This window comes from Pseudoduganella sp. GCM10020061 (genome assembly GCF_042683405.1).
Taxonomy (GTDB): domain Bacteria; phylum Pseudomonadota; class Gammaproteobacteria; order Burkholderiales; family Burkholderiaceae_D; genus Telluria.
The window spans coordinates 274,633-286,641 of record NZ_JBHUJS010000010.1 but is presented as its reverse complement, the minus strand read 5'-3'; the positions used below and the strand labels follow the sequence as shown (position 1 = coordinate 286,641).

General features: G+C 66.4%; 8 protein-coding genes. 1 reads left to right on the top strand and 7 read right to left on the bottom strand.

Annotated elements, in window-relative coordinates:
• Nucleotides 1–184: 184 nt before the first annotated feature.
• Complete coding sequence (locus tag ACFSQR_RS14380) at nucleotides 185–1,939, top strand: allantoate amidohydrolase (protein ID WP_377730591.1); 1,755 nt, start codon at nucleotides 185–187, stop codon at nucleotides 1,937–1,939.
• 50 nt (nucleotides 1,940–1,989) lie between these two features.
• On the opposite strand, the gene ACFSQR_RS14375 is transcribed toward ACFSQR_RS14380, so the two are convergent.
• The 7 genes from ACFSQR_RS14375 to ACFSQR_RS14345 form a co-directional block, all read right to left on the bottom strand.
• The gene (locus ACFSQR_RS14375; protein ID WP_377730590.1) at nucleotides 1,990–3,231 is read right to left on the bottom strand and encodes a Zn-dependent hydrolase; all 1,242 of its coding nucleotides are present in this window, start codon (nucleotides 3,229–3,231) and stop codon (nucleotides 1,990–1,992) included.
• Nucleotides 3,232–3,272: 41 nt separating this feature from the next.
• The gene (gene hydA / locus ACFSQR_RS14370; protein WP_377730589.1) at nucleotides 3,273–4,667 is read right to left on the bottom strand and encodes a dihydropyrimidinase; all 1,395 of its coding nucleotides are present in this window, start codon (nucleotides 4,665–4,667) and stop codon (nucleotides 3,273–3,275) included.
• Between the two features lie 10 nt (nucleotides 4,668–4,677).
• Nucleotides 4,678–6,162 (bottom strand): NCS1 family nucleobase:cation symporter-1, encoded by a 1,485-nt coding sequence (locus ACFSQR_RS14365; protein WP_377730588.1) that lies wholly within the window; start codon nucleotides 6,160–6,162, stop codon nucleotides 4,678–4,680.
• A 28-nt stretch (nucleotides 6,163–6,190) separates the two neighbouring features.
• Nucleotides 6,191–7,492, bottom strand: a complete 1,302-nt coding sequence (gene preA, locus ACFSQR_RS14360; protein WP_377730587.1) for an NAD-dependent dihydropyrimidine dehydrogenase subunit PreA — start codon at nucleotides 7,490–7,492, stop codon at nucleotides 6,191–6,193.
• A 1-nt stretch (nucleotide 7,493) separates the two neighbouring features.
• Complete coding sequence (locus ACFSQR_RS14355) at nucleotides 7,494–8,861, bottom strand: NAD(P)-dependent oxidoreductase (protein ID WP_377730586.1); 1,368 nt, start codon at nucleotides 8,859–8,861, stop codon at nucleotides 7,494–7,496.
• Nucleotides 8,862–8,955: 94 nt separating this feature from the next.
• Complete coding sequence (locus ACFSQR_RS14350; protein WP_377730585.1) at nucleotides 8,956–10,461, bottom strand: CoA-acylating methylmalonate-semialdehyde dehydrogenase; 1,506 nt, start codon at nucleotides 10,459–10,461, stop codon at nucleotides 8,956–8,958.
• Nucleotides 10,462–10,463: 2 nt separating this feature from the next.
• The gene (locus tag ACFSQR_RS14345) at nucleotides 10,464–11,780 is read right to left on the bottom strand and encodes an aspartate aminotransferase family protein (RefSeq protein ID WP_377730584.1); all 1,317 of its coding nucleotides are present in this window, start codon (nucleotides 11,778–11,780) and stop codon (nucleotides 10,464–10,466) included.
• Between the last annotated feature and the right edge of the window lie 229 nt (nucleotides 11,781–12,009).

Sequence of the window (12,009 nt, the reverse complement as noted above, 5' to 3'; positions counted from 1 at the left end):
GCGCTGTAATGAGGAAGCTTGTCCACCTCATTTACGGTGTGATCAAGTCAGGCAAGCCCTTTGATCCACATTTCTTAAATCGACGGCTTGTAATTCAAGACGGTATCTGACCCCGGGTTTGAAGTAGATCAGGTATATGCGGGGGCTTATATGCGGCCGACGTGGGAGATATATGATTTGCGCTATGACTACTTTAACCGAGCTGAACCAGATCGAGGCGGGCGCGTTCGTTGAACGCCTCGGCGGAATTTATGAGCATTCGCCGTGGATACCGGAGCGGGCAGCAGCCGCGCGGCCGTTCGCGACGCTGGCGGCGCTGAAGCTGGCGCTGCAGGAGGTCGTTGCGCAGGCGTCGGCCGGGGAGCAGCTCGGGCTGCTCAGGGCGCACCCGGAGCTGGCCGGACGCGCGGCAATCGCGGGTGAGCTGACCCAGGAGTCGACCGGCGAGCAGGCGAAGTCGGGACTGAACCGGTGCAGCCCGGAGGAGTTCGCGACGCTGCAGCGCCTGAACGCGGAGTACAACGCGAAGTTCGGGTTTCCGTTCATCCTGGCGGTGAAGGGGCCGACCGGCGAGGGGCTGACGCGCGCGGAGGTGATCGCGACCTTTACGCGGCGCTTGCGCAATCGCCCGCAGGATGAGATGGCGGAGTGCCTGCGCCAGGTGCACCGGATCGCGGAGATGCGGCTGAACGATCTGCTCGGCGTGCAGCTGGAGTTCGGGCCGCGCCTCATGCGCCAGCTCGAAGAGATCGGCGCGTGGAGCGATGAGCAGGATGGGTTGACCTGCGCGTACATGACGCCGGCGCACCGCCGCACGGCGCAGCAGATCGGGCAGTGGATGCAGGATGCCGGGATGGCGGTGCACACGGAAGATGCCGGCAACGTGGTCGGCCGCTACGCGAGCGCGGACCCGCAGGCGAAGACGCTCATCACGGGCTCGCACTACGATACGGTGCGCAAGGGCGGAAAATACGATGGCCGCCTCGGGATCGCGCTGCCCATCGCGGTGATCCGCCACCTGAACGAGCGCGGCGAGCGCCTGCCCTTCCACGTGGAGGTGGTGGCGTTCGCGGAAGAGGAAGGCGTGCGCTTCAAGAGCACTTTCCTGGGCAGTAATGCGGTCACGGGCCGCTTCGATATGGCGCTGCTGGATCAGCAGGATGCAGCCGGCGTGACGATGCGCGATGCGATCGCGGCCAATGGGCTTGATCCGGCGCGTATTCCGCAGGCCGCGCGCCGCAAGGAGGATGTGCTGGCGTTCGTGGAGGTGCACATCGAGCAGGGGCCGGTGCTGCTTGAACGCGGCCTTGCGCTCGGCGTGGTGACGGCGATCGCGGGCAGTTCGCGTTTCCTCGTTGAGCTGTCCGGCGTCGCCAGCCACGCCGGCACGACGCCGATGACCATGCGCCGCGATGCTGCTGCGGCGGCGGCGGAAATCGTGCTGCTGGTGGAGCGCCGCTGCAGCGGCCAGCCGTCGCTGGTGGGTACGGTCGGCCAGCTCCAGGTGCCCGGCGGGTCGGTGAATGTGATCCCGGGACGCTGCTCGCTGTCGCTCGATATCCGCGCCGCGGACGATACGGTGCGCGCCGCAGCGGTGAACGACATTCTCGAAGGGATCCGCGAGATCGCGTCGCGGCGCGGGATCGATGCGTCCATCCAGCAGATCGTGGCGGCGGATGCGGCGCCGTGCGCGCCCTGGCTGATGGAGCAGCTGGGCCAGGCGGTCGAGCGCGCAGGCCTGCCGCGTTTCGACCTGCTGTCCGGCGCCGGACACGATGCGATGGCAATGGCGGCGCTGACCGATGTGGCGATGCTGTTCACGCGCTGCGGCAACGGCGGCATCAGCCACAATCCGCTCGAAACGATGACGGCCGACGATGCGGATATCGCGGCGCGCGTGCTGCTCGATTTCTTCCGCAGCTTCCAGCCCAACACCTGACCTGGCGCGCTCGCATCGTCATCCCGGCGAAGGCCGGGGTCATGCTGCGTCTATCCGGCGACGACCCTGGCGCGCTCCAGCATCGCGTGCAGCAGCACGTTGCACCCCGCCTCCAGGTGCTCCGGCTTGGCGTCCTCGATTTCGTTGTGGCTGATGCCGTCCTTGCACGGGACGAAGATCATCCCGGCCGGCGCCACGCGCGCCGCATAGATGGCGTCGTGCCCTGCCCCGGACACCACATCCATCGTCGAGTAGCCCAGCTTTTCGGTGGCCTTGCGCACGGCGTCCACGCAGTCCGGATGGAACGGGCATGGCGGGTAGTACGAGACGCGCTCGATGTCGATCCCCAGCCCGCTCTCGCCGCGCGTCCTGTCTATGAACGCAAGCATGTCCTCGTGCATGCGGTTCAGCAGTTCGTCGTTCACGTTGCGCAGGTCGATGCTGAATTTGACCTGGCCGGGGATGACGTTGCGGCTGTTCGGGAACACCTGCACCATGCCCACGGTGCCACGGCCATACGGCGGGTAGCGGTTCGCGATCGCGACCACTTCCTGCATGATCCGCGTCGCCACCTGCAGCGCATCGCGGCGCAGGTGCATCGGGGTCGGCCCGGCATGCGCTTCCATGCCGCTCACGGTGCAGTCGTACCACGACAGGCCCATCACCGCAGGCACGACGCCGATCACCTTTCCTTCGTCCTCCAGCACCGGCCCCTGTTCGATGTGCGTCTCGAAGTAGGCGCCGATCGGGTGCTGGCCCGGAACCTGGTCGCCCAGGTAGCCGATGCGCTCGAGCTCTTCACGCACGCTCTTACCCTCGACGTCCTTCGCGGAATAGGCGTGCTCCAGCGTGAACGCGCCGCAGAACACGCCCGAGCCCATCATCACCGGCACGAAGCGCGAGCCCTCTTCGTTGGTCCAGAACGCGACCTCGATCGGCGCCTCGGTCCGGATCCTGAGGTCGTTCAGCGTGCGCACCACTTCGATGCCGGCCAGGACGCCGTAGTTGCCGTCGAATTTTCCGCCGGTCGGCTGGGTGTCGATGTGGCTGCCGGTCATCACCGGCGGCAGCGAGGGGTTGCTGCCTTCGCGCCGCATGAACACGTTGCCGATCTGGTCGACGGTGATACTCATTCCCGCCTCGCGCGCCCAGCCTGTCACGAGGTCGCGGCCCTGCCGGTCCAGGTCCGTCAAGGTCAGGCGCTTGACGCCGCCCTTGGGCGTGGCGCCGATCTGCGCCAGCTCCATCAGGGATGACCACAGCCGCTCGCCATTGATGCGTAGTTCGTTCATCGTTGTTCTCCGCGCTTGGACCTGGTTGAAGTGATTGACGCTTACGCCGCGACGGTGGGCCGGAACGCGGGACGGTCGATGTGCCGACCCGCGCCTTCCACCGCGCGCAGGTCGCCGTTCGCGAACACGAGCCGGCCGGCGGCAATGGTGTGCGTGTTGATGCCTTTGACCGTGCGTCCCTCGAACACATTGAAGCCGCCTTTCGCAAACTGCGTCTTCGCGGAGATGGTGCGCGATGCGGCCGGGTCCCAGACCACCAGGTCCGCGTCGGCGCCAACGGCCACCACGCCCTTGCGCGGGTACATGTTGAAAATCTGGGCGGCGTTAGTCGAGGTGACCTTCACGAACTCGGAGGGCGTGAGGCGGCCCGTGTTCACGCCGGCGTCCCACACGAAGGCCATGCGGTCTTCGACGCCGCCGCAGCCATTCGGGATCCTGGTGAAGTCGGCCGCGCCGGCCGCCTTCTGTTCGGCGCAGAAGGTGCAATGGTCGGTGGCGGTGGTGTGCAGGTTGCCGCCCTGGAGGCCCTGCCACAGCGCGGCCTGGTGGTGCTTGCTGCGGAACGGTGGGCTCATCACGAAGCCGCGCGCGTATTCCTTGTCCTCGCTCTGGTACACGCTGTCGTCGATCACCAGGTGGCCGGCGAGCGCTTCGCCGTAGACGCGCTGGCCGCGCGCACGGGCGCGCGTAATCGCGTCCAGCGCCTCGGCGCAGGACACATGGACGATGTAGACCGGGGTACCCAGCACGTTGGCAATCGCGATCGCGCGGTTGGCCGCTTCCGCTTCCACCTCGGGCGGACGCGACATCGGATGCGCCTCGGGCCCAGTGATGCCGCGCGCCAGCAGCTCCTTTTGCAGCTGGAATACCAGCTCGCCGTTCTCGGCGTGCACGGTCGGGATCGCGCCCAGCTCCAGCGCGCGCCGGAACGATTTCACCAGCGTCTCGTCGTCGGCCATGATGGCGTTCTTGTACGCCATGAAGTGCTTGAAGCTGTTCACGCCGTGGTCGCGCACCAGGGTGCCCATGTCGGCATGCACGGAGTCGTCCCACCACGTGACGGCGACGTGGAAGGTGTAGTCGCCGGCGGCCTTCTTCGCCCAGCCGCGCCAGGTGTGGTACGCCTCCATCAGCGACTGCTTCGGGTCCGGGATGACGAAGTCCATGATGGTGGTGGTGCCGCCCGCCAGGCCGGCGGCAGTGCCGGTGAAGAAGTCGTCGGCGGTCACGGTGCCCATGAACGGGAGCTGCATGTGGGTGTGGGTGTCGATCCCGCCAGGCATGACGTACTGCCCGCCCGCGTCGATCACTTGCGCGCCCGGTGGCGCGATCACGTCGGGGCCAATGGCGACAATGCGGTCGGCCTCGCACAGGACATCGGCGCGGAAGGCGCGGTCGGCATTGACGACGGTGCCGCCGCGGATCAGGATGTGCATGCAGGTCTCCTCAGTGCTGGGTTGCGGCCCGCACCTGCGGGACCGCCTTGTTCTTCATCATGACGCCATAGGTGACGCCGGACAGCATCAGGCCCACGAACCAGGCATAGGTGTAGATCGTCTTGAAGCTGCTGTCGACGCCGGGGAAGGCATCCGGGAACGCGGCGTTGAGGAAGCCCGGCAGGTTGGGCAGGACGCCGATCACGAACGCGATCACGGCGGCCATGTTCCAGCCGTTGCGGTACGCATACGCGCCGTCGCCCCGATACAGTTCATCGACATTCAGTTCGGTCTTGCGCACCAGGTAGTAGTCGACGATCAGGATGCCGGCGATCGGCCCGAGCAGCGCGGAGTAGCCGATCAGCCAGGTGAACACATAGCCGTGCGTGGTTTCCAGGATTTTCCACGGCATCATGGCGAGCGCGATGCCGGCCGTGATGTAGCCGCCGGTCCGGTACGAGATGCGGCGCGGCGACAGCGCGGAAAAGTCGTACGCCGGTCCCACCAGGTTGGCGGCAAGGTTGACGCTGACGGTATCGACCAGCAGCACGATCAGCGCGATCAGCACGGCGGCCCCGGTCATGCGGCTTGCGACGTCGACCGGGTCCCACAACGCCTTGCCGTACAGGACGACGGTGGCGGAGGTGACGATCACCGCCATCGCGGCCAGCAGTCCCATTGGCGCAGGCAGGCCGATACTCTGGCCGACAATCTGGTCGCGCTGCGATTTGGCGAAACGGGTGAAGTCGGGGATGTTCAACGCCAGCGTGGCCCAGAACCCGACCATGGCGGTCAGCGAAGGCCAAAAGGTCTGCCAGAACTGTCCGGCCTTGGCGCCGCCCGGTGCGAACTGCGACGGTTGCGACCACAACGTGCCGAAGCCGCCCGCCTTTTCGTACACCCACCAGAGCAGGACGAAGCAGATGACGATTTTCGCGGGCGCGGTGTACGTCTCCAGCCTGCGGATCGAGTCGATGCCGTGCACGACGAAGTAGAACTGTATCGCCCAGAACGCGAGGAAGCACAGGAACTGCGCGCCGTTGATGCCCAGCCAGCCAATCGGCTCGCCGCCAATCGGCGCGCCCGTCATCACCCCCAGCAGCGTGTAGATCATGCTGCCGCCGAACCAGGTCTGGATGCCGTACCAGCCGCAGGCGACGATCGCGCGCAGCAGCGCGGGCAGCCTGGCGCCGGAGGTGCCGAACGATGCGCGGGCCAGCACCGCATAAGGGATGCCGTACTTGGTGCCGGCATGGCCGATGGCGAGCATCGGCAACAGCACGATGGCGTTCGCCAGGAAGACGGTCCACACGGCCTGCTCCGCCGACATCCCCGCCTCGATCAGGCTGGCCGACAGGGTGTACGCCGGGATGCACATCACCATCCCGATCCAGAGCGCGGCAAAATGGTACCACCGCCACGTCCTCTGCGCCGCCGTCGTCGGCGCAAGGTCCTCGTTCCACAACTGCGAGCTGCCAGACAAGTCATTGTTCACGTGCTGTCTCCGTTCGGGGTGAAGGCTGTCAGAGTGTATCGGCGGCTTCGGTCCCGGTCAAACGTGCCTCGGCGCGCGGATTGCGCGGGTCCTGCAGCCAGTTCATGTATGGCTTGCCGGTCTGCTGCGGCACCATCGTGATGCAGTTCTCGACCGGGCAGGTGATCTCGCACAGGTTGCAGCCCACGCACTCGGCATCGATCACGCTGTATGTGCGCACGCCTGCCGCATCGAGCTTGGCAATCGCCTGGTGCGAAGTGTCCTCGCAGGCGATGAAGCATTTCCCGCACTTGATGCACTTGTCCTGGTCGATGTGGGCGATCACCTGGTAGTTCATGTCCAGGTATTTCCAGTCCGTGGTGTTCGGCACCGCCTTGCGGGTGAAGTCGGCGATGCTGCGGTAGCCCTGCTCGTCCATCCAGCGCGACAGGCCGTCCTTCATCTCTTCGACGATGCGGAAGCCGTGCAGCATCGCGGCGGTGCAGACCTGCACCGAACCTGCGCCCAGCGCGATGAACTCGGCGGCATCGCGCCAGTTCGAGATGCCGCCGATGCCGGAGATTGGCAGCCGCGCGGTGAGCGGATCGCGCGCGATCTCGGCGACCATGTTGAGCGCGATCGGCTTGACGGCGGAGCCGCAGTAGCCGCCGTGCGTGCTGGCGTTGCCCACCGCGGGGAACGCGACCATGCGGTCCAGGTCCAGGTGGGTGATCGAGTTGATCGTGTTGATCAGGGAGACCGCGTCCGCGCCGCCCGCCATCGCCGCGCGCGCGGGCATGCGCACGTCGGTAATGTTCGGGGTGAGCTTGACGATGACCGGCAGGCGCGTGTGCGTCTTGCACCAGCGCGTCACCATTTCGACATATTCCGGCACCTGGCCGACGGCCGCGCCCATGCCGCGCTCGGGCATGCCGTGCGGGCAGCCGAAATTCAGTTCGATGCCGTCCGCCCCCGTCGCTTCGATCAGCGGAAGGATGCCGGCCCACTGGTGCTCTTCGCACGGCAGCATCAGCGAGACGATCAGCGCGCGGTCGGGCCAGTCCTTCTTGACCTGGGTGATCTCGTCGAGGTTGATTTGCAGGCTGCGGTCGGTGATCAGTTCGATGTTGTTGAAGCCGAGGACCTCGCGGTTCTTGCCGTAATGCGCGGAGTAGCGCGACGATACGTTGACGGCCGGCGGATCCTCGCCCAGCGTTTTCCATACCACGCCGCCCCATCCCGCCTCGAAGGCGCGCACCACGTTGTAGGCCTTGTCGGTTGGCGGCGCGGACGCCAGCCAGAACGGGTTCGGAGACTTGATGCCGCAAAAGTCGATGCTCAGGTCAGCCATGTTATGCAGCCTCCAGTTTCGATTCGATGTCGTGGTGGATCGCGAGCGCGGCAAGCTTGCCCTGCTGGACGGCCTGCACGGTGAGGTCCTGTCCCTGCGCGATGCAGTCGCCGCCCGCATAGATGCCGGGCACGGACGTGCGGTAGAACGCGTCCACGTTGATCCTGTCGCCGCGGTTCTCGAGCTCGCGCGCCATCGGGTCGGACAGGCTGGCCGGATCCATCCTCTGGCCGATCGCCTTGAACACGGCGTCGGCGGCGATCTCGACGAATTCACCGGTGCCTGCGACCAGATTGTCGAGCTGCCGGGTGCGCTCGAAGCGCATCCCGCGCACGCGGCCTGCCGCATCGAGCAGCACCTCGTTCGGCGCGGCCCACACCAGCATGCGCACCTGGTTCTCTTTTGCGATCTCCTGCTCGTGCAGCGTGGCGCTCATGGATTCGTAGCCGCGCCGGTACACGAGCGTGACCTCCTCCGCGCCGAGTCGGCGCAGCTGCACGGCCATGTCGATGGCGGTATTGCCCGCGCCGATCACGATGGCGCGGCGCGGCACCGGCAGCGACGCCAGGTCATCGGCCTGGCGCAGCGCGGCGATGTATTCGACCGCGGCGGCCAGTCCCGGCGCATCCTCGCCGGTCAGCCCCAGCTGGCGGCTGGCGGACAGGCCGATCCCGAGGAACACGGCGTCGAACTGCGCGTGCAGGTCGGCCAGGTGCAGGTTGTCGCCCAACACGCGGCCGTGCTGCACTTCGATACCGCCAAGGGACAGAATGAAATCGACCTCGCGCTGCGCGAAGTTATCGGTGAGCTTGTATTTGGCGATGCCGTACTCGTTCAGCCCGCCGGACTTGTCGCGCGCCTCGTACACGACCACCTCGTAGCCCAGCATGGCCAGCCGGTGCGCACACGAAAGCCCCGCGGGACCGGCGCCCACCACCGCGACGCGCCTGCCGTTCGCGGGCGCCCGCGTGAACGGATGCTCTGCGAGCGTGGCGTGATCGAGCGCATAGCGCTGCAGCAGTCCGATCCTGACCGGCTGCCCTTCGGCGTCGTGGTTGCGCACGCAGGCGCTCTCGCACAGGATCTCGGTCGGGCACACGCGCGCGCAGGCGCCGCCGAAAATGTTCTGCTTGAGGATGCCGACCGCGGCGCCGTTGACATTACCGTCATGGATATTGCGGATGAAGCTGGCGACGTCGATCTCGGTGGGGCAGATCCGCATGCAGGGCGCGTCGTAGCAGTAGAGGCAGCGCGCGCTTTCGATCGCGGCCTGGCGTGCCGTCAGTGGCGGGGCCAGGTCGGTAAAGTTGCCGGCCAGGTCCGCATGGGATGCAGTGGATGTGGGCAGGTGCTTCAGCGAGTCGATCATTGCAAACCCTTCCTGGAGAGTGGGTTGTTGATGCAAACCTTGCGAAGTCGTCGTCCCAGGCCGATGGCGGCCCACCTGCCTGGGATGACGGCCGTTACTTCATGTGGGGGAATGCGAACTGCGCGCCCTTCACGCTCCCGGTGTTCGGCCAGCGCTGCATCACGGCCTTATGCCGGGTGTAGAAGCGCACGCCTTCCGGCCCGTAGGCGTGGTGGTCGCCGAACAGGCTGCGCTTCCAACCGCCAAAGCTGTTGAACGCCATCGGCACCGGCAGTGGCACGTTGACGCCGACCATGCCCACCTGGATTTGCCGCACGAACTCGCGCGCCACGCCGCCGTCGCGCGTAAAGATGGCGACGCCGTTGCCGTATTCGTTCGCGTTGATCAGCTCCACCGCGCTGGCGGCATCGGGCGCGCGTACCACGCACAGCACCGGTCCGAAAATTTCTTCCTGATAGATGGACATGCCGGGCGTGACGTTGTCGAACAGGGTGCCGCCGACGAAGAAGCCGTCCTCGCGTCCCTGCACCTTGTAGCCGCGCCCGTCCACGACCAGGGTAGCACCCTGCTCCACGCCCTGCCCGATCAGCTTTTCGATCCGCTCCTTGGCCGCGCGCGTGATGACAGGCCCCATCTCCGCATCGGGTTCCATGCCGTCGCGGATCTTGAGCGCCTCCGTCCGTCTGGCCAGGTGCGGGATCAGCTGGTCGGTCGCGTCGCCCACCGCCACCGCAACCGAGATCGCCATGCAGCGCTCGCCGGCAGAGCCGTAGGCGGCGCCGATCAGCGCGTCCACCGCCATCTCCATGTCGGCATCCGGCATGACCACCATGTGGTTCTTTGCGCCGCCTAGCGCCTGCACCCGCTTGCCGCTCGCGCTGCCGCGCGCGTAAATGTATTCGGCGATCGGCGTGGATCCGACAAAGCTGACCGCCTGCACTACCGGGTGGTCGAGCAGCGCATCGACAGCCAGCTTGTCGCCCTGGACCACGTTGAACACGCCGTCCGGCAGGCCGGCCTGCTTGAGCAGGCGCGCATGCAAAAGCGAGGGCGACGGGTCGCGTTCGGACGGCTTGAGCACGAAGGTATTCCCGCACGCGATCGCGATCGGGAACATCCACATCGGCACCATGACCGGGAAGTTGAACGGCGTGATGCCGGCGACGACGCCCAGCGGCTGGCGCATCGACCACGCGTCGATGCCGCGCGCGATCTGGTCGGTGAACTCGCCCTTGAGCATCTGCGGTATGCCGACCGCGAACTCCACCATCTCGATGCCGCGCGCGACTTCGCCCTTCGCGTCCGAGAAGGTCTTGCCGTGCTCGCGCGTGAGCATGGCCGCGAATTCGTCCACATGCTGGTGGCACAGTTCCAGGTACTTGAAGAGGACCCGGGCGCGCGCCAGCGGCGCCGTGTCGGACCAGGCAGGGAACGCGGCAGCGGCAGCGGCGACCGCGGCGTCCACTTCCTCCGGCGTCGCCAGCGCCACGCGCGCCACCGGCTCGCCCAGCGCCGGATTGAACACCTCGCCGAAGCGCTGTCCTCGCGCAGGGGTGTGCGCGCCGTTGATGAAGTGGGTGATCGTCTCGAGTTCGCGCATGGTCATTCCAGGTTGCGGAGGATGGTGGCGAGCTTGCCGAACAACTCGTCGATGTGTTTTTTCTCGAGCACCAGCGGCGGCGACAGCGCAATGATGTCGCCGGTGACGCGGATCAGGATACCGTCCGCGAACGCCTTCTTGAATGCCGCGAACGCGCGCGCGCCCGGCTTGCCCGCGATCGGCTGCAGCTCGATCCCGGCGATCAGGCCGAGCGTGCGGATGTCGATCACGTGCGGCAGCCCTTTGAGCGAGTGCGCCGCGTCGGCCCAGTAGCCGGCCATGTTGCGGGCGTTGCCAAGCACGTCCTGCTCGCGGAACACCTCCAGCGTGGCGAGCGACGCCGCGCACGCGATCGGGTGCCCCGAGTAGGTATACCCGTGGAACAGCTCGATGCCGTGCGGCGCCTCCATGAACGCATCGTGGATATGCCGCTTGGAGAGCACCGCGCCCATCGGCACGACGCCGTTGGTCAGGCCTTTGGCGCAGGTGACCATGTCCGGTTCCACATCGAAGTAATCGACCGCGAACGGCGTGGTCAGGCGCCCGAAACCGGTGATGACTTCGTCGAAGATCAGCAGGATGCCGTGCTTGGTGCACAGCTCGCGCAGCCGCTTGAGGTAGCCCTTGGGCGGGATCAGCACGCCGGTCGATCCGGCAACCGGCTCCACGATCACCGCTGCGATGGTGGAAGCGTCGTGCAGCGCGACGATGCGTTCCAGTTCGTCGGCGAGGTGCGCGCCGTATTCGGGTTCGTCGCGGCAGAACGCGTTCTCGGCCGGGCAATGGGTATGCGGCAGGTGGTCCACGCCCGGCAGCAGCGGGCCGTAGGGCTTGCGGTTGTTGCCGATGCCGCCCACGGAAATGCCGCCGAAGCCGACGCCATGGTAGCCGCGCTCGCGGCCGATCAGGCGCGTGCGGCTGCCCTCCCCGCGCGCGCGGTGGTAGGCCAGCGCGATCTTGAGCGCGGTGTCGACCGCCTCGGAGCCGGAATTGGTGTAGAAGACGTGGCCGAACTTGTGGCCGGTGTATTCCATCAGTTGTTCGGCCAGGTCGAACGCGGCCGGATGCCCCATCTGGAAGGTGGGCGCGAAGTCGAGCTGGCCGACCATCTCGCGCACGGCGCTGACGATCCGCGGCTGGGCGTGTCCGCACGGGACGCACCACAGGCCGGCAGTGCCATCTAGCACCTTGTTGCCGTCCACGTCGGTGTAATACATCCCCTCGGCCGAAACGAGCAGGCGCGGGTTGGCCTTGAAATCGCGGTTATTGGTAAATGGCATCCAAAAGGACGCCATCGACGCTGGTCTGGATTCGTTCATGCACTTCTCCAATTGACAGCTAAACAATAAGAAATATGTCCCGCATGATATTTCGCGGTATTACTATGGCACATCTTCCGGATTTGGACGGAATGCCAACCGTACAGGTTGCAAAAAGAGCACATTTTGATGTGGCGCACGCGGTGCTCGTGTCATCCGGCACGCACCAGCTACCACTCATCCCAGCCGTGCAGCAGTTCGTCGGCTCGCTATGGAGCCGGCGGCCATC